Annotated in this window: 21 protein-coding genes; 12 read left to right on the forward strand and 9 right to left on the reverse strand. The window is 68.0% G+C overall.

The window, feature by feature from the left end; all coding sequences use genetic code 11:
• Position 1 precedes the first annotated feature (1 nt).
• The 3 genes from DL990_RS35995 to DL990_RS36005 are packed head-to-tail and all read right to left on the reverse strand — an operon-like array spanning position 2 to position 2,741.
• The gene (locus tag DL990_RS35995) at positions 2-790 is read right to left on the reverse strand and encodes an ABC transporter ATP-binding protein (RefSeq protein ID WP_125801369.1); all 789 of its coding nucleotides are present in this window, start codon (positions 788-790) and stop codon (positions 2-4) included.
• Positions 787-1,740: an ABC transporter permease gene (locus DL990_RS36000; protein ID WP_125801370.1), complete on the reverse strand. Its 954-nt coding sequence runs from the start codon at positions 1,738-1,740 to the stop codon at positions 787-789. The genes DL990_RS35995 and DL990_RS36000 overlap by 4 nt, the downstream gene beginning before the upstream one ends.
• Positions 1,737-2,741 carry an ABC transporter substrate-binding protein gene (locus tag DL990_RS36005; RefSeq protein ID WP_125789368.1) on the reverse strand — a complete coding sequence of 335 codons (1,005 nt, stop codon included), beginning with the start codon at positions 2,739-2,741 and terminating at the stop codon, positions 1,737-1,739. The genes DL990_RS36000 and DL990_RS36005 overlap by 4 nt, the downstream gene beginning before the upstream one ends.
• 389 nt (positions 2,742-3,130) lie before the next feature.
• Here DL990_RS36005 and DL990_RS36010 point away from each other — a divergent pair, with 389 nt between their 5' ends.
• From DL990_RS36010 to DL990_RS36030, 5 genes are all read left to right on the forward strand, one after another.
• A complete protein-coding gene (locus tag DL990_RS36010; protein ID WP_125789367.1) occupies positions 3,131-3,502 on the forward strand; it encodes a hypothetical protein in 372 nt (123 codons plus the stop codon).
• Between the two features lie 557 nt (positions 3,503-4,059).
• Complete coding sequence (gene pdxH / locus DL990_RS36015) at positions 4,060-4,755, forward strand: pyridoxamine 5'-phosphate oxidase (protein WP_125801371.1); 696 nt, start codon at positions 4,060-4,062, stop codon at positions 4,753-4,755.
• Positions 4,756-4,874: 119 nt separating this feature from the next.
• Positions 4,875-6,158 (forward strand): MFS transporter, encoded by a 1,284-nt coding sequence (locus tag DL990_RS36020; RefSeq protein ID WP_125789365.1) that lies wholly within the window; start codon positions 4,875-4,877, stop codon positions 6,156-6,158.
• 24 nt (positions 6,159-6,182) lie between these two features.
• Positions 6,183-6,767: a DUF3558 domain-containing protein gene (locus DL990_RS36025; protein ID WP_125801372.1), complete on the forward strand. Its 585-nt coding sequence runs from the start codon at positions 6,183-6,185 to the stop codon at positions 6,765-6,767.
• Between the two features lie 95 nt (positions 6,768-6,862).
• The gene (locus DL990_RS36030) at positions 6,863-8,248 is read left to right on the forward strand and encodes an APC family permease (protein WP_125789363.1); all 1,386 of its coding nucleotides are present in this window, start codon (positions 6,863-6,865) and stop codon (positions 8,246-8,248) included.
• 6 nt (positions 8,249-8,254) lie between these two features.
• Here the strand turns inward: DL990_RS36030 and DL990_RS36035 are convergent, their stop codons facing one another.
• The 4 genes from DL990_RS36035 to DL990_RS36050 all read right to left on the reverse strand — a co-directional run bounded on the left by DL990_RS36035 (position 8,255) and on the right by DL990_RS36050 (position 12,284).
• On the reverse strand, positions 8,255-9,082 hold the full coding sequence (locus DL990_RS36035) for an MBL fold metallo-hydrolase (protein WP_125801373.1): 828 nt from the start codon (positions 9,080-9,082) through the stop codon (positions 8,255-8,257).
• Complete coding sequence (locus tag DL990_RS36040) at positions 9,079-9,909, reverse strand: MBL fold metallo-hydrolase (RefSeq protein ID WP_125789361.1); 831 nt, start codon at positions 9,907-9,909, stop codon at positions 9,079-9,081. The genes DL990_RS36035 and DL990_RS36040 overlap by 4 nt, the downstream gene beginning before the upstream one ends.
• Positions 9,909-10,472 (reverse strand): TetR/AcrR family transcriptional regulator, encoded by a 564-nt coding sequence (locus tag DL990_RS36045; RefSeq protein WP_125789360.1) that lies wholly within the window; start codon positions 10,470-10,472, stop codon positions 9,909-9,911. The genes DL990_RS36040 and DL990_RS36045 overlap by 1 nt, the downstream gene beginning before the upstream one ends.
• Before the next feature lie 282 nt (positions 10,473-10,754).
• Positions 10,755-12,284 carry a fatty acyl-CoA synthetase gene (locus DL990_RS36050; RefSeq protein WP_125801374.1) on the reverse strand — a complete coding sequence of 510 codons (1,530 nt, stop codon included), beginning with the start codon at positions 12,282-12,284 and terminating at the stop codon, positions 10,755-10,757.
• 51 nt (positions 12,285-12,335) lie between these two features.
• Here DL990_RS36050 and DL990_RS36055 point away from each other — a divergent pair, with 51 nt between their 5' ends.
• The 4 genes from DL990_RS36055 (at position 12,336) to DL990_RS36070 (ending at position 15,620) form a co-directional block, all read left to right on the forward strand.
• Positions 12,336-13,241: an aldose 1-epimerase family protein gene (locus DL990_RS36055; RefSeq protein WP_125801375.1), complete on the forward strand. Its 906-nt coding sequence runs from the start codon at positions 12,336-12,338 to the stop codon at positions 13,239-13,241.
• Positions 13,241-13,732, forward strand: coding sequence for a GNAT family N-acetyltransferase (locus DL990_RS36060; protein ID WP_370451395.1), 492 nt, complete (start codon positions 13,241-13,243; stop codon positions 13,730-13,732). Before DL990_RS36055 ends, DL990_RS36060 begins: the two co-directional genes overlap by 1 nt.
• 11 nt (positions 13,733-13,743) lie before the next feature.
• Entirely contained in the window at positions 13,744-14,973 is a 1,230-nt protein-coding gene (locus DL990_RS36065; protein WP_125789356.1) for an amidohydrolase, read from the forward strand.
• A gap of 68 nt (positions 14,974-15,041) precedes the next feature.
• On the forward strand, positions 15,042-15,620 hold the full coding sequence (locus DL990_RS36070; protein WP_125801377.1) for a hypothetical protein: 579 nt from the start codon (positions 15,042-15,044) through the stop codon (positions 15,618-15,620).
• Between the two features lie 4 nt (positions 15,621-15,624).
• Here DL990_RS36070 and DL990_RS36075 read toward each other — a convergent pair whose 3' ends face one another.
• Positions 15,625-16,242, reverse strand: a complete 618-nt coding sequence (locus tag DL990_RS36075; protein WP_125801378.1) for a Uma2 family endonuclease — start codon at positions 16,240-16,242, stop codon at positions 15,625-15,627.
• Positions 16,243-16,315: 73 nt separating this feature from the next.
• Positions 16,316-17,461: an acyl-CoA dehydrogenase family protein gene (locus DL990_RS36080; protein ID WP_125789354.1), complete on the reverse strand. Its 1,146-nt coding sequence runs from the start codon at positions 17,459-17,461 to the stop codon at positions 16,316-16,318.
• Between the two features lie 104 nt (positions 17,462-17,565).
• Between DL990_RS36080 and DL990_RS36085 the strand changes: the two genes are divergently transcribed.
• The 3 genes from DL990_RS36085 to DL990_RS36095 all read left to right on the forward strand — a co-directional run bounded on the left by DL990_RS36085 (position 17,566) and on the right by DL990_RS36095 (position 20,634).
• On the forward strand, positions 17,566-18,150 hold the full coding sequence (locus DL990_RS36085) for a TetR/AcrR family transcriptional regulator (RefSeq protein ID WP_125789353.1): 585 nt from the start codon (positions 17,566-17,568) through the stop codon (positions 18,148-18,150).
• A 48-nt stretch (positions 18,151-18,198) separates the two neighbouring features.
• Entirely contained in the window at positions 18,199-19,140 is a 942-nt protein-coding gene (locus tag DL990_RS36090) for a carbohydrate kinase (protein ID WP_125789352.1), read from the forward strand.
• A gap of 192 nt (positions 19,141-19,332) precedes the next feature.
• Complete coding sequence (locus DL990_RS36095; RefSeq protein WP_125684045.1) at positions 19,333-20,634, forward strand: citrate synthase; 1,302 nt, start codon at positions 19,333-19,335, stop codon at positions 20,632-20,634.
• Positions 20,635-20,665 lie beyond the last annotated feature (31 nt).

The raw sequence follows: 20,665 nt of genomic DNA on the forward strand, positions 1-20,665 counted from the left end.
ATCACCTTTCTCCCCGGCTCCGCCCGAGGTGTCCGCGGTGCTGCTCCCGGACGAGGTCTTCGATGGACGCGCGCAGCGAGACGAACTCCGGCGCGCGTTTGACCGCGAGTTCGCGGTCGCCGGGCAGGTCGACCACGATGTCGGCGGCCACCCGGCCCGGATCCGAGGCCAGCACCACGACGCGCCTGCCGAGGAACACGGCCTCTTCGACGTCGTGGGTCACCATCAGCACCGTGGTGTGCGTGTCGGCCCAGATCCGGCGGATCAGGACCTGCATGTCTTCTTTGGTCTGAACGTCCAGTGCGCCGAAAGGCTCGTCCAGCAGCAGCACGTCGGGCTCGCACGCCAGTGCCCGCGCGATCGCGACCCGCTGCTTCTGCCCGCCGGAAAGCTGTTTGGGCAACGACTTCCGCAGGTGGGCGAGCCCGGTTTCCTCGAGATACCAGTCGACCCGGCGTGCGCGTTCGGCCTTGTCGAGGCTCAGCAGTTCGAGTCCGAACGCGACATTGCCCTCCACCGAACGCCACGGGTACAGCGCGCCGTGCTGGAACACCAGCCCGCGTTCCGGGCCGGGCCCGGTCACCGCGTCTCCGTCGAGGGTGATCAGGCCTTCGGTCGGTTCGGTCAGCCCCGCGATCAGCGACAGCAGGGTCGACTTGCCGGATCCGCTCGCGCCGACCACGCAGACGAAGTCGCCGCGCGCGATGTCCAGATCGATCCCGTCGAGCGCACGGGCGGTCTTGTCGCGGACCGTGTAGTCCTTGGCGACGGCCTTGAGCCGAAGCGTCATGCCGCCCACTTCCCGACGCGTGCCCGCAGCTGACGGAGCGCGATGTCGATGACCAGTCCGAGCAGCCCGATCACGATCAGCAGCGCGAAGATCCGGTCGGTCTGGGTGAACCGCTGCGCCCGCATGATCCGCAGGCCGAGCCCGGCGGTCGCGTTGATCAGTTCGGCGACCACCACGAAGTTCCACGCGGCCGCGGCGTTGACGCGGGTCGCGTCGATCATGCCGGGCAGCGCGTGCGGCACGATCACCTTGCGCAGGACCTCGCCGCGCCGCGCGCCGAGCGTGTACGACACGTCGATCAGCGAACGCGGCACCCCGCGGACGGCGTCGGCGGTCATCAGCGTGTTGAAGAAGACCGTGCCGAGGAAGAGGACCGCGACCTTCGACGGTTCGCCGAGGCCGAGCCAGATCATCAGCAGCGGGATGAACGCGCTCGCCGGCAGATAGCGCAGCATCGCGATGACCGGCTCGAACAGCGCCAGCCCCGCGTCGAACGTCCCCATCACGATGCCGAGCGGCACCGAGACGAGCACCGCGAGCCCGAAACCGAGCAGCACCCGCTGGGTGGTGGCCCAGAGATCGCTGAACAGCTCACCCGACTCGATCATCTTCAGCAGCGCGTCGAACACCGCGACCGGCGTCGGCAGGAACGTGGGTTTGATGGTGCCCAGCGCGTTCAGCGTCACCCAGATCAGCAACGGGATCACGAACGAGGCCACCGCCAGCGTCCACCGCCAGCGCGCGGGGATCGGCGTCCGGAGCGAGAACAGCGGGGACGCGTTCGGCTTGAGGCCCGCCCGGCGGGGCAGCGGCGACCAGTCCGGCCGCGAGCCGCCCCGCTCTTCCTGCGCTTCGGCGAGCCGCTGCTCGTCTTCGAGACGGCGCGCTTCGGCCTCGTCGTCGGCGTCCGCCCGCTGAGTGGCCTGCTTCGCCGCGTCCGTGGTGCTCACTTCACCGCCTTGACGTACTGGTCGTCGAACAGCCCGTCGAAGTTCGGCCGGTTCTGGGCGAGCCCGTTGGAGACGATGAAGTCGGCGATCTTGCCCGCCTGGAAGTTCAGGTGGGCGGGGGTGACGCCGGGGGTGAAGGCGTCGAGGTTCTGCTGCTTGGTGAAGATCGTGGTGCCCGCGTCGTAGCTCTTGTACTCCTCGATCGACACCGCGCCGCGTTTGGCCATGATCCGCACGGCCTCGTCCCGGTTCTGCTTGATCCACTCGATCGTCTCGAACCAGGTGTTCACCAGCGCCTGGACCTCTTTCTTCCGCTCCTTCGACATCTGCTCGGAGACGACGAGGTGGTCCGGGATGGCACCGGGGAACTCGGCGGACGTCGCGATCGCGCGGCTGCCGGGGCGCTCGAGGGCCTTCGAGGTGAAGGGGGCGAAGGCGGCGACGGCGTCGACCTGCTCACCGACGAACGCGGCCGCGGCGGCGTCGGTCAGCAGCGGGACCACTTCGACGTCCTTCTCGGTCAGCTTCGCCTCCTGCAGCGCGAGCAGCAGGAGGTAGTGGTCGACGGTGCCCTGCTCGACGGCGATCTTCTTGCCCTTGAGGTCGGCGACGCCGGTGATCCCCTGACGGGCGATGATCTTGTCGTTGCCGGTGGAGTTGTCGTTGACCAGCACCACTGACAGCTTCGCGCCACCGCTGACCGACGCGAGCGTGTCGTTCAGGGTCTGGCTGTTCGCGTCGATCGCGCCGGAGGACAGTGCGTTGATGCTCTCGGTGTAGCTGTCGAACCACTTCAGGTCGACGTTCACGCCGTTCTTCTCGAACAGGCCCTTCTCCTGGGCGACCGCCCACGGGAACCAGCCCGGCCAGGCGCTGTAACCGATGGTGACCTTGCTGCCGGAGGCGGCCGTGCTGTCGGAACAAGCCGAAAGGGCGGTCACGCCTGCGAGCGAAAGGGCGCACAACAACGCCGTCACGAGACGGCGGGAACGGGAAATCACAACGCACTCCTGGGGAAGGGGAGTAACACGGGCGTGGAAAGTTCCGGCGGTTCGAGCGCAGGACTGATCGACCGGTGTCGAACCCCCTCGCGGAAGCCCGGCCGGCAATAGCGGACGGTCCGGCCGCACACCCGGCCGTCCCATCAAAACCTCTGAACACTCTGGATAGAGGTGATCACCCCGTTGCTCTCGGCGGCGATCCTATCGAGTGGCGCAAGCTCTACCTAGTGTGATCGTCGGCTCTTGCACGATTCGCTGTCACATTCTGCTAAATCCGGCCGTTCGCCCCAAAGAGCGGACTCTCGCCCGGTGGGCAACCCCGGTCCCGGCGCCGTACGTCCATCGGGTGGCGGGTGAAAACGTCGCCCGTCTTCTGGAGGGAGCAGAGGATGAAAATTCGTTCGGCCGCGTTGTGCGTCGCGGGGGCGGCGCTCTTGTCCACCTTGGCCGGTGCGGGGCAGGCGAACGCGACCAGACCGTCCAGTCTGGTCCTGAGCCCGGGTGCCGTCGTCGCAGGTGGGACGGTCACCGCCGACATCTATTGCCTGCGCCCGTCGGGGGCGGGCGAGCTCGCGACGACCCTCGTCGCGGACGGTCTCGCCGCGCCGATTCCCTTGCGGGTGGTGGGAGACGGCGGCACCGGCGGCATCGGTGTCGCGTTGCGGGGCGACGGTCCGGTCGGGACGGTGCCGGGCCGGTACACGGCGTCGTACGACTGCTGGGGCTGGATCGTCCGTGCGGAGTTCACCGTCACGAACTGACAGCCGGGCGGAAGAAGCGAAGGCCGGTTCCGGGACACAATTGCCGTCCCGGAACCGGCCTTGGTCGCGCTTCTGGCACATCTCACGGATCTGTGTCGGAGGTGTTTCCCCCGCCGGTAATTTCTATCAAACGACAGAATTGGTCGGGCGCCGGATGGGCGGCCCCTGGGCGTCCCGGAGTCGCCGAATTCGAATGGTTCGAAATGGCGGTAAGAATAGGTCGGGTTCGGCGATTGCAATTCCTGCCGGCCCGCTCGGACCGGGTCTGTCCAGGCAATTCTCGTCCTCCGTAAAGGTGAATTAGTCCGCCTTCGCGCGAGCGAGTGCCATTTCGTGGACCGGCGGGCCAGGCCTCGGCGGCCGACGATCGACCTGTATCGATCAGGGGCGGTCAGGTGACCGGCAGGTAACGGCTTGCGGTCCAGCGGCTACACACAGATGATCGGGCAGGGGTGGCGGGTGTCACCGTTCAGTGGGTTTCGCCGCCGCCTTCTAGGCAATACCGTCGGCGGCAAAGCCGAAGTCATGGGCCCCGATCGGGTACGGAGGTTTGGCGGATGATGCCGGAGATCAAGGATGGCGCTACTGGCGCTGTCGGCGGTGACGACGCCGTCGTACGCCTGCCCGGGATGAGGGTGGCCTACGAAGGCGCCGCCTTCGACGAGTCCGCGTTGGCGGAGACCTGGACCGCCCAGTTGCAGGACTGGCTGAACCAGGCCGTCTCCGCCGGGATCCCCGAACCGAACGCGATGGTGCTCGCGACCGCCGACCCCGAAGGCAGGCCGTCCTCCCGGACGGTCCTGTGCAAGGGCCTCGACGAACGCGGCGTCGTGTTCTACACGAACTACACCTCCACCAAGAGCCACGACCTCACCGCGACGCGCTACGCGTCGATCACCTTCCCGTGGTACGCCCTGCAGCGTCAGGTCCACGTGCGCGGCGAGGTCGAGAAGGTCAACGTCGCCGAGACCGCCGAGTACTGGGCCTCCCGCCCACGGGGATCGCAGCTCGGAGCCTGGGCCTCGCCGCAGTCCCGCGTCGTCGACGGCCGCCGCGCCCTCGAGACCGCGCTCCACGGCATCGAGCGCCGCTTCGCCGACGTCGAGAACATCCCGTTTCCGCCGCACTGGGGCGGCTGGCGCATCCGGCCCGACGTCGTCGAGTTCTGGCAAGGCCGCGAAGACCGCATGCACGACAGGCTCCGCTACGTTCGCACCGACGACGGCTGGCAGGTCGAGCGCGTAGCGCCCTGATCCCACTCGCGTGAAGGCCCCCCTTCCCTCGGCTCAGCCGAGGGAAGGGGGCCTTCACGCGTGGCCGGTGACATAAATCGCGCGCGATTGGTTAGTTAGCGCGGCTAAGCTGTCGGGTTGTGAGTGACGACGTGGGGGTTGAACAGCGTAAGGGTGTCCGCAAACTGTTCGGCTCGATCGTCGTCGACACCCGGCCGCTCAAGATCCCCGCGTTCCGCCGCCTGTGGCTGTCCACCGCGGTCACCGCCGTCGGCAGCCAGCTCACCGCCGTCGCGGTCCCCAAACAGGTCTTCGACCTCACCGGCTCGTCGGCGTATGTCGGCCTGACCGGCCTGGTCGCCCTGGTCCCGCTGCTCGTCTTCGGCCTCTGGGGCGGCGCCATCGCGGACGCCGTCGACCGCCGCAAACTCCTGCTCGTCACCAACGTCGGCGTCACCGTCACTTCGGCGGTCCTGTGGCTCCAGGCGTTCCTGAACCTCGGCTCGGTCTGGCTCGTGCTCGCCCTGCTGGCGGTCAACCAGGCGTTCTTCGCGATCAACATGCCGACCCGCGGCGCCGTCGTCGCCCGGCTGGTGCCGGACAAACTGATCGCGCCCGCGACCGCGCTGAGCAGCACGATGGCCACCTTCGGCGCGGTCTTCGGCCCGCTGCTGGCCGGTTCGCTGATCCCGATCCTCGGCCTTTCGACGCTCTACCTGATCGACGTCGTCGCACTGACCTTGACCCTTGTCGCGGTCTGGAAGCTGCCCCCGATCCCGCCGCTCGGCGAGATCGCGCGCCGGGCCGGGATCCGCGACATCATCGACGGCTTCAAGTACCTGGCGAAGCAGAAGATCCTGTTGGCCTCGTTCCTCGTCGACATCATCGCGATGGTCGCCGGCATGCCGCGCGCGCTGATCCCGGAGATGGCGGAGCGCACCTTCGGCGATCCGCCCGGCGGCGGCCCGGCGCTGGGCTGGCTGTACGCCGCCCTCCCGGCGGGCGCGATGCTGATCGGTCTCTTCTCCGGCTGGCTCACCCGGATCCGAAAACAGGGCGTCGGCGTGATCATCTCCATCTGCGTCTGGGGTGCCGCCATCGTCGGCTTCGGCCTCGCGCAGTCGTTGTGGCTCGCGGTCTTCTTCATGGCGCTCGCCGGCGCGGCCGACATGGTCAGCGCGATCTACCGGATGTCGATCCTGCAGCTCGCCACCACCGACGAAATGCGCGGACGGCTGCAGGGCGTGTTCACCGTCGTCGTCGCGGGTGGCCCGCGGATCGCCGACCTCACCCACGGCTGGGCCGCCGCGGGAGTCGGCACCGCCGCCGCGGCCTCCGGCGGCGGGGTGCTGGTCATCGTGCTGGTCATCGCCGCGGCGCTGCTGATCCCGTCGTTCTGGCGGTACCGGGCCCCGGCGGACTGAGCCGTTCGGTCTATCGTCGGGCCCATGCGTATTTCACGGGCGATCATCCTGTTCGCCGCTGTCATCGCGACCCTTTCCGCCTGTTCTTCCGGGGACGAGAAGTCGGACAACGCGGCCAAGCCGTCGAGCCAGGCTCCCGCTCCCTCCGCCGCGCCGAGTTCCTCGGCCGCGCCCACCGGCGGCAACGGTTCGAAGGAGCCGTGCGCGCTGCTGCCCGCCGAGGCGGTCGGCAAGGCGGTCTCCATTCAGGGCGTGACGTCGGCGCCGGGTCCGGTGCAGGACAACGCCGCCAACGGTGGCAAGGCCAAGAGCTGCGTCTACTCGGCAGCAGGCAAGCAGATCGGCGCGCTCGCGGTGACCCGCTTCGAGGGCAAGAAGCTCCAGCCCGCCGAGATGGTCGCCGCGCTGAAGAAGGCGAAGGCGGGGTCGAAGGACGTCACCGGTGTCGGCGAGGGCGCTCTCTTCTACGTCGACGAGAACAAGACCGCGACGCTGGCGGCAGCCGAGCTCGTCGGCGATGTGCCCGTGCTGGTCAACTACACCGGCCCGGCGAAGATGACGCAGGAAATGATGACCCCGCTTGTGAAGACCGCGGTCGACGCCAACTGAGCGACTTACCCAAAGGCGTGCTTCGTCAACCCGTGACGAAGAACTGACCAAACCGGACTGTCGGCACCAGACGTGATACGGCACACTCTTGCCGCATGGCGGACACGACGACAACAGAACAGACCGGTCCGGCCGGTCAGCCGAGCCTCAAACGGGTCATGGGTTCCAAGCTCCTGCTGTTCTTCGTGGTGGGGGACATCATCGGGACGGGCGTCTACGCGCTCACCGGACAGGTCGCCGGCCGAGTGGGCGGCGCGCTGTGGCTGCCGTTCCTGATCGCGTTCGTGGTCGCGATCATGACCGCGTTCAGCTATCTGGAACTGGTCGGCAAGTACCCGCAGGCGGCGGGGGCCGCGCTGTACACGCACAAGGCGTTCAAGCTCCGCTTCCTCACCTTCATGGTGGCGTTCGCGGTGATGTGCTCGGGGATCACGTCGGCTTCGTCGGCGGCGAAGGCCTTCGGGGACACCTACCTCAAGGAATTCATCACCGCGCCGATGCCGCTGGTGGCGATCCTGTTCGTGATCGGGCTCGCGCTGATCAACTTCCGCGGGGTCTCCGAATCGGTGAAGACCAACGTGGTGCTGACCTGCATCGAGATCGGCGGTCTGCTGATCATCATCGGGGTCGGCGTGTGGGCGGTGCTGAACGGCAACGGGGACGCGTCGCGGCTGGTCGAGTTCGACACCGAGAACCAGACGATGCTGGTGGCGATCACCTCGGCGACGTCGCTGGCGTTCTTCGCGATGGTCGGCTTCGAGGACTCGGTGAACATGGCCGAGGAGTGCAAGGACCCGATCCGGATCTTCCCGAAGGCGATGCTGTGGGGCATGGTCATCGCCGCGACCATCTACATCCTGGTCTCCGTGACCTCTTCGCTGCTGGTGCCCGCCGACGATCTGGAGGCCGCCAAGAGCAGCGCGCTGCTGAAGGTGCTCGACGTCGGGGCCCCCGGGTTCCCGCGCGAGGTCTTCTCCGCGATCGGTCTCTTCGCGGTCATCAACTCGGCGCTGATCAACATGCTGATGGCCAGCCGTTTGCTGTACGGCATGGCGAACCAGCGGATCATCCCGAAGCAGCTGGGCACCGTGCACCCGTTCCGCCGCAGCCCTTGGGTGGCGATCGTTTTCACCAGCCTGATCGCGATCGCCCTGGTGTCCTTTGTGGACATCAGTGTGCTCGGCGGGACGACGGCGTTGCTGCTGCTGGCGGTGTTCGCCATCGTCAACGTCGCGGTACTGGTACTGCGGAAGGAGAAGGCGGCGCACAAGCACTTCCGCGCGCCGACCATCATCCCGGTGCTGGCCGCGATCTTCTGTCTCTACCTGGTGACCCCGTTGTCCGGGCGGCCCGCGCGCGACTACAAGGTCGCCGCGATCCTGCTCGGCGTCGGCATCGTGCTGTGGGGGATCAACTGGCTCGTCATGCGGGCCACGCACAGTGAAGAGGACCGGCAGCCCGTCGAGCCGCCGGTCGGCTGAGGGCTCCTATCCCCGGCTGAGCGACTGGTATTCGACCGGGCTGTGGGCCGAGAACACGGTGACCTCGTCGGCGTGTTCTCGGCTCAGCTCCCGCAGCCGCTCGACGTTCTCCAGCCGCGGTTTGCGCAGGGTCTGCACCATGTTCTGGAAGGCGGTCATCCCCGGCGGGCAGTGCGGCTTCACCGGATCCAGCTGACCGTGGAAGAAGTACGCGTCGCCGGCGTGCAGCAGCCAGCCGCCGCCGGTGTCGACCGCCACCCCGGTGTGGCCCTTGGTGTGGCCCGCGAGCGGCACCAGCAGGATCTCCGGCGGCAGGCCCTTGAGCTCACGGACGGCCTGGAAGCCGAACCACTCGTCCCCGGCCTCGTCGTAATGACTCCACAAAGGACGGTGGGCGAACTGGTTGGCGCGGAAGCGGAACTTCTCGCTCTGGCCGGACGGTGACGTCGCCGCGTCGTGCTCCGCGGTGCGGACGTGCACGACGGCGTTCGGGAAGTCCGCGAGCCCGCCCGCGTGGTCGACGTCGAGGTGGGTGCAGATGATGTGCCGGACGTCTTCGAGCTTGTGCCCGAGCGCCTCGACGTGGTGGGCCGCCGTCTCCGTCTCGACCGGCTTCGCGCCGACCATCATCGTGAACGGCGTGCCGAGCCACGCGCCGGGATTCGCGACCCCCTCGCGGCCGAAACCGGTGTCCACCAGCACGAGACCGTCGCCGGTCTCGATGAGCAGGCAGTGTGCCACCAGCTCCGAGCGGCGAAGCAGACCGGGCTGGCCGTCGAGCAGCTTGCCTCCCGGTGCGCGCATCGTGCCGCAGTTCAGGTGGTGCACCTTCATAACCTGCTCCTCTGGCTGAGCCGTTCGAATGCGGTGACGTCGTGCGCGGCGAAGACCGTCACTTCGGCACCGTTGTCACTGACAAGTTCGCGCAGCCGGCGCTGGTTGTCCAGTCGTGCCGCCTTCTCCGTCTGCATGTACGACTCGAAGAAGCCGAGTGCGAAGGGGACGTGAGGGTTTCGCTCCAGTTCGCCGCCGTGGAAGACGGCGTCACCGGCGTTGAGGAGCCAGCCGTCACCGGTGTCGACCGCGATGCCGGCGTGCCCGCGGGTGTGCCCCGCCAGAGGGATGAGCAGGACGTCCGGGACCCCTTCGAGCTCGCGGACGGCGTCGAATCCGAACCACGGCTCGCCGTCGGCGCGGTACGACTTCCACTTCGGACCGTGGCTGAACTGGACCTTCCGGTAGCGGCTCGCCTCCTTGCGGTCGATCGGCTTCTCCAGTGCCTGGAGTTCGCGCGCGTGGACGTGGACCCGGGCTTGAGGGAAGTCGACGAGCCCGCCCGCGTGGTCGAGGTCGAGATGGGTGAGCACGATGTCGCGCACGTCGGCCGGGTCGAAGCCGAGCTTGCGGATCTGGGTGGTGGCGCTCAGGTCGTCGTCGCTGTCGGGGTGGACGAGCCGGACGAAGCCGGCGCCGAGCCATTCGGCCGGCCTGCCGACGGTCGGTGTGCCGACGCCGGTTTCGACGAGGACGAGCCCCGTGCCGGTCTCCAGCAAAAGGCAGTGGCAGACCAGTTCCGCGCGGCGGAACAGCCCCGGCCTGCCGTCGACGAGTTTGCCGCCGATCGGCCGCAGGGTCCCGCAGTTGAGGTGGTGGACGCGCATCAGGACAACTCCCGTTCGAGTGTGGTGGCCAGATGAGGGGCGATCGCGCGCAGCGGCGCGGTGTCGTGCAGGGTCTTGGCCAGCAGCAAACCGCCCTCGATGGCGGCGAGGACGACGGTCGCCAGCTGGTCCGCCTTGTCGGTGTCCAGCGCCTCGGCGATGACGGTGTGCCAGGAGGTGTAGCCGTCGGCGCAGGCCTGGCGGATCACCTCGCTGTCACCCGAAGCGTCGAGCGCGACCGTCGCGAGCGGGCAGCCGCGCTGGAAATCCGACTCCTCCAGCGAGGTCGCGAGCGCGTCGATGATGGTCTCGATCCCGGTGACGATGTCGGGCGCGTTGGCGGCGATCGTGCGCAACTGATCGCAGAGACGATCCGCGGACTGGCGGATGGCCTCCGCGGCCAGCTGCTCCTTGCCGCCGGGGAAGTGGAAGTACAGCGACCCCTTGGGCGCGCCGACGGCGGTGACGAGCTGGTTCAGCCCGGTGGCGTGGTAACCCTGCTGGTGGAAGAGCTCGGCGGCGGAGTCGAGCATGCGCTGCCTGGTGTCGGTGCGGCGGACCATGCGGCCGACTGTAGCCCAAACTATGACGACCGGTCTAGTGACCCTGGCCGGTCGCACGGGTGGGCGCACGTTCTGGAGATCTCGTGAGAGCGCCGTCCGTGAACTCGTGCACGCCGGATGCCTCACTGTGTGGATTTTGGGACGTCAGATGACCCAAAATCCACACAGTCCCGCACGACAGTCCCTGTGACGGCCAGATCCAGAAGAGGGTGTGTGGAAATAGGGACACTCAACGTCCCTATTTCCACACACCCTCACCCGACGTCACCTCTGACCGACCCCTCAGCAGCCGTCCTTGCCACTCACGAGGCCCAAGGCGGACGCCGAGCCGCCGAATTGGTGCCGCAACTCGCGTTTGAGCAGCTTCCCGGACGCGTTCTTCGGCAACTCGCCGACGAAGTGCACCGACTTCGGTACCTTGTGCGCCGCCAGCGACCTCTTGGCGAACTCGATCAGTTCCGCTTCTTCGATGGGCTCCTTCGCGACGACCACCGCGGCGATCGCCTCGATCCAGCGTTCGTGCGGCAGGCCGACGACGGCGACCTCGGCGACGGCGGGATGCGCGTACAGCGCGTCCTCCACCTCGCGCGACGCGACGAGGACGCCACCGGTGTTGACGACGTCCTTGATCCGGTCGACGACGAACAGGTAGCCCTCGTCGTCCTGGCGCACCAGATCACCGGAATGGAACCAGCCGCCCGCGAAAGCCTCCACCGACTCCTCGGGTTTGCCCCAGTAACCGGTGCACAGCTGGGGAGAGCGGTACACGACCTCGCCGAGTTCGCCCGGCGGGAGGTCGTTCATCGCGGCGTCCACCACGCGTGTCTCGACGAAGAGCACCGGGCGGCCGACGGAATCCGGCCGCGCGTCGTGCTCTTCGGGACGCAGCACCGTCGCGAGTGGACCGATCTCGGACTGGCCGAAGCAGTTGTAGAAACCCACTTCCGGCAGCCGTGAGCGCAGCGCGTTCAGCACCGGGACGGGCATGATCGACGCGCCGTAGTAGGCCTTGGTGAGACCGCTCAGATCCGCGTCCGCCAGACCAGGGTGATTCGCGAGTCCCACCCAGACGGTCGGCGGGAAGAACAGCGAAGTGACGCCCTGACGCGGGATCCGCGTGAGGATGTCGCCGAGGTCGGGTGACTCGACGAGGTGGTTCGTCGCGCCGACGGCCAGGCCGGGCATCAGGAAGACGTGCATCTGCGCCGAGTGGTACAGCGGCAGCGCGTGCAGCGGCACGTCGCGGTCGCTCAGGTCGAGCGCGGCGATGCAGGACGAGTACTCGTGCACCAGCGCGCGGTGGGTGAGCATCGCGCCCTTCGGTCGCGAGGTCGTTCCGGAGGTGTAGAGCAGCTGGACGAGGTCATCGTCGGTGACCCCGGATTCCTCGTGCGGGGCAACGGTCTCGTCCAGCGCCCAGTCCAGGACGTCCAATGTGGACACATGCTCGACGCTGACGTGTCCGGCCAGCGAGGGGTCGACGAAGGCGACGGCGGGCTCGGACTGCGTGAGCAGGTACTCGAGTTCTTCGCCGCGCGCGTTGAAGTTCACCGGCACGTGCACCAGGCCGGCGCGCGCGCAACCGAGGTACAGCAACAGGTACGCGTCGGAGTTCTTGCCGAAGGCCGCGACACGGTCGCCGTGGACGAGCCCGCGGCCGAGCAGCTTCGCCGCGACCCGGCCCGCCGCGCGGTCGAGTTCCGCGTAGGTCCACACGCGATCGGCGAACGTGAGCGCGACCCGGCCCGGGACGCGTCGCGCGCTCCGTTCCAGGACGCGCCCGACGGTGCTGGGGTAGCCGGGAACGGTCATCGTGGCGGTCTCCTTCGTCCGGGCCTGGCGTTCCCACAGTAACCTCGTCGCATGGCCAATCCCACCGGAGAGCAGTTCGAGATCACCCGCGGCAACGCGCGCGCCGTCGTCACCGAGATCGGTGCCGGGTTGCGCGCGTTCGAGGTCGGCGGCGTGCCGTACGTCGAGGCGTTCGCCGAGGACGAGAAGCCGCCGAAGGGTGCCGGGCAGGTGCTGCTGCCCTGGCCGAACCGCACCAAGGGCGGCCAGTGGGTGCACCAGGGGGAGAAGCAGCAGCTCGCGATCACCGAGGAGGCACGTGGCAACGCGATCCACGGCCTGACCCGGCACGAGGAGTGGGAGCTCCTCGAGCACGCGGAGTCGTCGATCACCCTGGCCATCGACGTCCCGGCGCAGGAAGGCTGGCCGGTGCCGCTGCGCGCGACGATCACCTACGAGATCTCGCCGCGCGAACTGGTCGTGACGCACGAGATCCGCAACGAGGGCGAGAGCCCGATCGGCGTCGGACTCGGCACGCACCCGTACTTCCGCATCGGCGACGTGCCCACCGACGAGCTGACCCTGACGCTGCCCGCGAGCCGGGTCCGGCCGTACCTCGGCGACGAGCAGATGCCGTACGCCGACGAACAGGACGTCGAGGGGACCGAGTACGACTTCCGGTCCGGCAAGGTGCTCGAAGGCGTCGACCTGGACACGGCGTTCGGCGGGCTGAGCGTGGCCGAGGACGGCAACCATCACCACGTCCTTTCGCACGGGGAGCGGGAGCTGCTGGTCTGGGCCGGGCCGGACTTCCGCTGGGCACAGGTGTTCACGCCGGACGACCTGGTCGGCCGCGGCCGGGCGGTGGCGATCGAGCCGATGACCTGCCCCGCCGACGCGCTCAACATCGGCACCGACCTGATCGACCTGGAGCCCGCGTCCTCGTGGACCGGGAGCTGGGGAATCCGGGTCCGCTGATGACGTCACCATCGCCGCTCCGGCTCGGGCCCGTGGACGCGGGCGAAGCGCTCACTTTGCAGCTCGCGGCCTACGTATCGGAGGCGAGGGCACACGGGAATATCGACCTCCCACCGCTGCTGGAGACCCTCGAACAGGCCAAGGAGGCGCTGGGCGATGCCGCGTGTTTCGCCTGGGGCGTCAGGGAATCCGGGCGATTGGTGGCGAGTGTCCGGATCGTCGTGGACGGCGAGGCCGGTCTCGTCGGCAGGCTCATCGTGGCCCCGGACAGGCAGGGACACGGGCTCGGCAGCTCGTTGCTGCTCGCCGCCGAAGCGGCCGCGCCGCCTTCGGTGACCGTGTTCCGCCTGTTCACCGGCGAGCGGAGCGCCGGCCCGCTGCGGATGTACCGCAAGCTCGGCTACGTCGAAACGCACCGGACGCCCGAGGAACACTACGAGCTGGTCCACTTCGAAAAGCCCCGCGTGCGGACCGGCGGCCCAGTTCGTTAGCGTGTCAAAGTATGTCGAACAAAGCACAGGTCAAGGCCATCGTCGGTGGTTACGTCGTCCCGGTCGACGGTGATCCGATCGACGGCGGCACGGTCCTCATCGAGAACGGGAAGATCGTCGCCGTCGGCACGGACGCCGACGTCGACGTCCCCGACGACGCCGAACTGATCGACGCCGCGGGCAGCTGGGTGCTGCCCGGGTTCATCGACGCGCACGCCCACCTCGGGGTCCACGAGGACGGCGAAGGCTGGTCGGGCAACGACACCAACGAGATGACCGACCCCAACGGCGCGCGGTTCCGGGCGATCGACGGGATCGACCCGTACGAGCCCGGCTTCGACGACGCGCTCGCGGGCGGTGTCACCAGCGTCGTCATCAAGCCCGGCTCGGGGAACCCCATCGGCGGGCAGACGATCGGCGTCAAGACCTGGGGCAGGACCGTGCTGGACATGATCTTCGCCGAGGGCGTCAGCGTGAAGAGCGCGCTCGGCGAGAACCCGAAGCGCGTCTACGGCGACAAAAAGCAGACGCCGTCGACCAGGCTCGGCGTCGCGTCGACCATCCGCGACGCGTTCACCGCCGCGCGCAACTACGCCGCCCAGCGCGACCACGCCGCCGCCGAGGGCAAGCCGTTCGACGTCGATCTGACCAAGGAGACGCTGGCCAAGGTCCTCGACGGCGAGCTGTACTGGGACCAGCACGTCCACCGCGCCGACGACATGGTCACCGCCATTCGGCTGGCGGACGAGTTCGGCTACAAGCTGGTGATCAACCACGGCACCGAAGGCCACTTGATCGCGGATCTGCTCGCCGAGCGGGACGTACCGGTGATCCTCGGCCCGCTGTTCACCACCAAGTCCAAAGTGGAGCTGCGCAATCGCACCCTGCGCGCGCCCGGCATCCTCGCCAGGGCGGGCGTGCGGATCGCGATCACCACGGACCACCCGGTCGTGCCGATCAACTTCCTGGTGTACCAAGCGGCGCTGTCGGTGAAGGACGGCCTCGACCCGGAGACCGCGCTGAAGGCGCTGACCGTCAACCCGGCCGCGATGCTGGATCTCGACGACCAGGTCGGCGCGCTGAAGCCGGGCCTCGACGCCGACGTGGTCCTCTGGTCGGGTGACCCGCTCGACGTGATGAACCGCGCCATGCGGGTGTTCGTGCGCGGGCGCGAGGTCTACCACTTCGACGAGGAAGCCGGGGTCGGCGTCACCGAGGAACGCCGGTACCGCGAAGGCTGACGCCGGCCTTGCCAGGACGGACCCACCTGTGCTCTCATGTGTGACACACTGGGGAGGGTGTGTAACACATGAAGCGCTGGGTTCTTGTCCTGGTAATCGGTTTCGGCTTCTTGGGTGTCTGCCTGTTGTGGGCGACCGAAGACTCGAGCGCCATCAAATGCGACGGCAGGCTCATGTCGTACGGCGATGTCTGCGAGACCACCAAGGGTGGCCGCACCGTCCGTACGGAGACCTACGACCAGATGAAGCACGGTGCGGAGGTCCGTGAGAAGGCCTTCAAGAACCATGGTCTGTGGGTGGGCGGAGTCGGGGTCGGGCTGACCGGGCTGGGCGCGACGATGCTGATCCGAAAGAAGCGTCGCGCGTCGCGGGCCGGCGTGACGGCGCCGCAAGGCGGGCAGCCGCAGCAGCAATGGCAAGCGCAGCCTCAGTGGCAAGGACAGGCGCAACCGGGATTTCCGCCGCAGCCAGGAAACCCACGGCCGTACGCGAACCAGGCGGTTCAGCAGTACCCGCCGCCGATGCGGCCCGGTCCGCCGGCGCAGGCCGTCCAGCAGTATCAGCAGCCGTACCCGGCGCAGGGCGGCTGGCCGCAGCAGCCGCCGCAACAGCAATCGCCCCGGCAGTTCGGCCCGACAGGGCACTGAGCGGCTATGCCAGAAGCCGGTCGAGCTCCAGTTTCACCGGAAACGGCTCGGTGGCGGCGAATTCGCCGGTCATGGCCGGAGCGTCCTGGTAGCCGAGTTCGCCTGCTCGGTGGCAGGCGACAAGCGAGACGGGCTCGCCGAGATCGACGATCCAGTAGTGCGGGATCCCCGCGTCGGCGTACTCGCCGTGTTTGGTCACGTAGTCGGTGCGTTTCGAGCCCGGTGACACGATCTCGACCACGACGACGATGTCGTCCGGGTGGTACATCGTGTCCTCTTCGTCGATCCGCTCGCCTGCTGCGCGGAGGGCGATGATCAGATCCGGTCGCCTGGCGAAACCCGGCTCTCCAGGTGGAACCAGCCCTAGATCGACATCGATGTCCTGGACGAATTCGAGATGGTCGGGCAGCTGGGATTCCAGTTGCCTCGCCAAGGCGTACAGCGCCTTGTTGGGCCTCCTCTTGGGACTCGGTGACGTGACAAGGCGGCCTTCCACGAGCTCGGTGAATCCGGAATCGGGCTCACCGAGCGCCGCGTACTCCGCGATGGACAGCAGATGATCCGGGACGGCCCACCCTGGTTCGCCGTGCGACCCGGCCGTGGAGTAGGGAAGGGCTGTCACAGCGTCTCCTCACGTCTTCCACAGTGCCTCACGGCTTCTGGGTGACCACTGGTGATCGTATCAGTGCGGAGAGTCAGCCTTTCCGGAGTTCCCGCGCGATCACCATGCGCTGGATCTGGTTCGTGCCCTCGAAGATCTGCGGCACCTTCGCCTCTCGCATGTACCGCTCCACCGGGAAGTCCTTCGTGTATCCGGCGCCGCCGAGGACCTGGACGGCGTCGGTGGTCACCTTCATCGCGCCGTCGGTCGCGACGAGCTTCGCGATGGACGCCTGCCGCTGGAACGGCAGCCCGCGGTCGCGGCGGCGGGCGGCGTCGAGGTACATGGCGCGGGAGGTCTCGACGGTCGCGGCCATGTCGGCCAGCAGGAACTCCAGGCCCTGGAACTCGATGATCGGCCGCCCGAACTGCGTGCGCCCCTTCGCGTACTCGAGGGCCTCGTCGAGCGCGGCCTGCGCGAGCCCGACTGCGCAAGCGGCGATGCCCAGCCGTCCGGAGCTGAGCGACGACAGCGCGATCTTCAGGCCCTGGCCCTCTTCGCCGATCCGCCGGTCGGCGTCGACGGCGGCGTCTTCGAACATCAGTTGCGCGGTGGTCGAGCCGGTGAGGCCCATTTTCCGCTCGGGCGGCGCGGCCGAGAGGCCTTGAGTCGCCGCGTCGACGAGCAGGCAGGTGATGCCCTGTCCGCCGTCGTCGCTGGTGCGCACCATGGTCGTGTAGAAGTCTGCCTCACCCGCGTGGGTGATCCACGCCTTCGTGCCGTTCACGACGTACTGGTCGCCGTCGAGCCGCGCGCGGGTCGAGAGGGCGGCCGCGTCGGAGCCGGCGTGGGTCTCCGAAAGCGCGTACGCACCCAGCAGGCCGCCTTCCAGCATCGCGGGCAGCCAGCGGTCGCGCTGCTCGTCGGTGCCGTGGTGCGCGAGTGCGAAGCAGGACATCGTGTGCACGGACAGCCCGACGCCGACCGACATCCACGCGGTCGCGATCTCCTCGAGAACCTGCAGGTAGACCTCGTACGGCAGGTCCCCGCCGCCCCATCGCTCCGCGTACGGCAGCCCGAGCAGCCCGGCCTGTCCGAGCAGCCGGAACTGCTCGCGCGGGAAGTGCGCGGTCTCTTCGTACTTGCTCGCGATCGGGGCGAGCTCCTCGCGCGCGATCTCCTTGGCCAGGTCGATCAGGTCCTTGGCCTCGGTGCTGGGCAGAAGACGATCCGCCGGCATGGTTCCTCCGAGCTGAACTGTACTCGAAACAGTACTGTGGGCCCATTGAGAGTACAGTATGAACTGTCTGGGGACCCGCGATCCGGGTAAGGGATAGTGATCCGATGACCCCGCGCCGTCAGCCCACCGCGCGCCAGAGAGCACTGCTCTCGGAGCTTGAAGAGCTCTTCCTCGCCGAGGGGTTCTCCCAGTTCACGCTGGACGATCTCGCCGCAAGGCTCCACTGCTCGAAATCGACCCTCTACGCGCTCGCGCCCAGCAAGGAGCAGCTCGCGGTCAAGGTCGTCACCCACTTTTTCAAGGGCGCCGCCGAGCTGCTCGAAGAGCGGATCGACGGGATCGACGACGCCCGCAAGATCCTCGGGGAGTACCTCGCCGGGATCTCCGAGTACCTGAATCGTGCTTCGGCCGCTTTCATGACCGATATCGCCGAATTCGCGCCGGCGCGGGACGCGTATCAGCTCAACAGCCGCGCCGCGGCCCAGCGGATCCGGTCGTTCATCGATCGGGGCGTCACCGACGGGGTTTTCCGTGAGGTGCACGCGCGGCTGATCGCGGAAATGGCGGGGCTGATCATCGAGGGAATCCAGACCGGCGTCATCGGTCAGCGCGCCGGGGTGACCGACGCCGAGGCGTTCACCGCTTTGTCGGAAGTCCTTCTCGGCGGCCTCGAACCGAAAATGTCCTGAAATGACAATTCTGGTGGTCTTGCCGCCGCCTCGGCTAGCATCGCGCCCGTGATCGTCGTAGGTGGAGAGGCGCTGGTCGACCTCGTTCCCGGTGCACCGTTGGATTCCACTGTGGACGGTGGGTTGCGCGCGCTGCTGCCCCGGATGGGTGGTGGTCCCTACAACGTCGCGCTCGCCGCCGGGCGGCTCGGCGTCCCGACGGGGTTCTTCTCGCGGGTCTCGAACGACCGGTTCGGCGTCGCGCTGGTGGACCGGCTGCACGCCTCCGGTGTCGACACCGCCTTGCTGCAACGGGGAAACGAGCCGACGACCCTCGCCGTGGTCGCGCTCGACGAGAAGGGTTCCGCCCAGTACACCTTCTACACCGAGGGCACCGCGGACAGGCTCGTCGGCGACCCCGGCCCGCTGCCGGAGAATGTGACGGCGCTCTCGCTCGGCACCCTCGGCATGGTCCTGGAGCCGGGGGCGAGCACCTACGAAACCGTGTTGCGCCGCGAATCCGCCCGCGGTGTGCTGACCGTCCTCGATCCGAACATTCGCGCGGCGCTGATCACCGATCCGGCGGCGTACCGGGCGAGGTTCGAGTCCTGGCTGCCGCATATCCGCCTGCTCAAGATCTCCGACGACGACACGGAATGGCTCGCCGAGGGCGCCGATCCGGTCGACGCGGCAAAGGTCTGGACCTCTTGCGGAGTCGATGCCGTCGTGCTCACCCGCGGCGCGCAGGGACTGTCCGTCATCACACGAGCGGGCGAAATCGCGCAGGTCCCGTCACGCCGGGTCGACGTCGTCGACACGATCGGCGCCGGTGACACCGTGCAGGGCGCCTTGCTGGCGTGGCTGTACTCGAACGGGGTGCGTGACGTGTCCACACTCGACGCCGACGGCTGGCGTACGGCGCTCGAATTCGCGGCGAAAGCGGCGTCGATCACCGTCTCGCGGAGCGGGGCGGAACCGCCGACGGCCGGGGATATGGCATCCGCCGTGTGAACCTGGTCCCAAAGGGGCTGTTGTGAGCAACTCACCCGCTGCGCGTTGACCCCATTCTCGACTAGCGTGGAGGGGAATTCATACCCCAGCGGGGCGGTGTGCAGCGAGGCCATGGGTCACGCGCGTGAAAGAGGGCGTACCTGTGGGACCTACAGGCGCCGCCGGCCCGTGCTGAACGTGAGAGGGACTTACATGTCCGACGCGACGACGGGCGAGACCGCGACGCTGCGCCTGCCCAATGGTGAGCACGAGTTCAAGGTGATCCACCCGGTCGAGGGCGCGCCTGGGATCGAGCTGGGGAAGCTGCTGGCGACGACCGGGTACATCACCCACGACCCGGGCTTCGTGAACACCGGTGCCGCGTCGTCGGCCATCACCTACATCGACGGTGACGCCGGCATCCTGCGCTACCGCGGGTACCCGATCGAGCAGCTGGCCGAGAAGTCGACCTTCATCGAGGTCTCGTACCTGCTCATCTACGGCGAGCTGCCCACCCAGACGCAGCTGTCCGAGTTCACCGAGAAGATCCAGCGCCACACCCTGCTGCACGAAGACCTCAAGGCCTTCTTCAGCGGCTTCCCGCGCGACGCGCACCCGATGCCGGTGCTCTCCAGCGCCGTATCCGCGCTGTCGACCTTCTACCAGGACTCGCTCAACCCGTTCGACGAACCGAACGTGGAGCTGTCCACCATTCGCCTGCTGGCCAAGGTTCCCACCCTGGCCGCGTACGCCTACAAGAAGTCCGTCGGCCAGCCGCTGCTGTACCCGGACAACTCGCTCGGCTTGGTCGAGAACTTCCTGCGGATGACCTTCGGCTTCCCGGCCGAGCCCTACGAGGTCGACCCGGACGTCGCCAAGGCGCTCGACCTGCTGTTCATCCTGCACGCCGACCACGAGCAGAACTGCTCGACGTCGACGGTGCGCCTCGTCGGCTCCTCCGAGGCGAACCTGTTCGCCTCGATCTCGGCCGGGATCAACGCGCTCTTCGGCCCGCTGCACGGTGGCGCCAACAGCGCGGTGCTGGACATGCTCGAGGGCATCCAGGCCGAGGGCGGCGACGTCGCGAACTTCGTCACCCGCGTGAAGAACAAGGAAAAGGGTGTCCGCCTGATGGGCTTCGGGCACCGGGTCTACAAGAACTACGACCCGCGCGCGAAGATCATCAAGAACACCGCGGACGAGATCCTCTCCAAGCTCAAGGGCGGCGACCAGCTGCTCGACATCGCGAAGAAGCTGGAAGAGACCGCGCTCTCGGACGACTACTTCATCGAGCGGAAGCTGTACCCGAACGTCGACTTCTACACCGGCCTGATCTATCGGGCGCTCGGCTTCCCGACGAAGTACTTCACCGTGCTGTTCGCGCTCGGCCGCCTGCCGGGCTGGATCGCGCACTGGCGCGAGATGATCCAGGACCCGGCCACGAAGATCGGCCGCCCGCGGCAGATCTACACCGGCTACGCTTCGCGGGACTACGCGCCCATCGCGGAGCGCTGATCCCCCTCCCGACAAGCGCCATGAAAGGTCC

The organism is Amycolatopsis sp. WAC 01416, assembly GCF_003947485.1.
In the GTDB taxonomy this organism is placed as follows: Bacteria; Actinomycetota; Actinomycetes; order Mycobacteriales; family Pseudonocardiaceae; genus Amycolatopsis.

Coding starts and splice junctions, on each gene's coding strand:
- DL990_RS35995 (WP_125801369.1), bottom strand. CDS start 790: ATGACGCTTCGGCTCAAGGCCGTCGCCAAGGACTACACGGTCCGCGAC.
- pdxH (WP_125801371.1), top strand. CDS start 4,060: ATGATGCCGGAGATCAAGGATGGCGCTACTGGCGCTGTCGGCGGTGAC.
- DL990_RS36040 (WP_125789361.1), bottom strand. CDS start 9,909: ATGCGCGTCCACCACCTCAACTGCGGGACCCTGCGGCCGATCGGCGGC.
- DL990_RS36030 (WP_125789363.1), top strand. CDS start 6,863: ATGGCGGACACGACGACAACAGAACAGACCGGTCCGGCCGGTCAGCCG.
- DL990_RS36045 (WP_125789360.1), bottom strand. CDS start 10,472: ATGGTCCGCCGCACCGACACCAGGCAGCGCATGCTCGACTCCGCCGCC.
- DL990_RS36055 (WP_125801375.1), top strand. CDS start 12,336: ATGGCCAATCCCACCGGAGAGCAGTTCGAGATCACCCGCGGCAACGCG.
- DL990_RS36095 (WP_125684045.1), top strand. CDS start 19,333: ATGTCCGACGCGACGACGGGCGAGACCGCGACGCTGCGCCTGCCCAAT.
- DL990_RS36035 (WP_125801373.1), bottom strand. CDS start 9,082: ATGAAGGTGCACCACCTGAACTGCGGCACGATGCGCGCACCGGGAGGC.
- DL990_RS36010 (WP_125789367.1), top strand. CDS start 3,131: ATGAAAATTCGTTCGGCCGCGTTGTGCGTCGCGGGGGCGGCGCTCTTG.
- DL990_RS36025 (WP_125801372.1), top strand. CDS start 6,183: ATGCGTATTTCACGGGCGATCATCCTGTTCGCCGCTGTCATCGCGACC.
- DL990_RS36065 (WP_125789356.1), top strand. CDS start 13,744: ATGTCGAACAAAGCACAGGTCAAGGCCATCGTCGGTGGTTACGTCGTC.
- DL990_RS36060 (WP_370451395.1), top strand. CDS start 13,241: ATGACGTCACCATCGCCGCTCCGGCTCGGGCCCGTGGACGCGGGCGAA.
- DL990_RS36050 (WP_125801374.1), bottom strand. CDS start 12,284: ATGACCGTTCCCGGCTACCCCAGCACCGTCGGGCGCGTCCTGGAACGG.
- DL990_RS36085 (WP_125789353.1), top strand. CDS start 17,566: ATGACCCCGCGCCGTCAGCCCACCGCGCGCCAGAGAGCACTGCTCTCG.
- DL990_RS36070 (WP_125801377.1), top strand. CDS start 15,042: ATGAAGCGCTGGGTTCTTGTCCTGGTAATCGGTTTCGGCTTCTTGGGT.
- DL990_RS36080 (WP_125789354.1), bottom strand. CDS start 17,461: ATGCCGGCGGATCGTCTTCTGCCCAGCACCGAGGCCAAGGACCTGATC.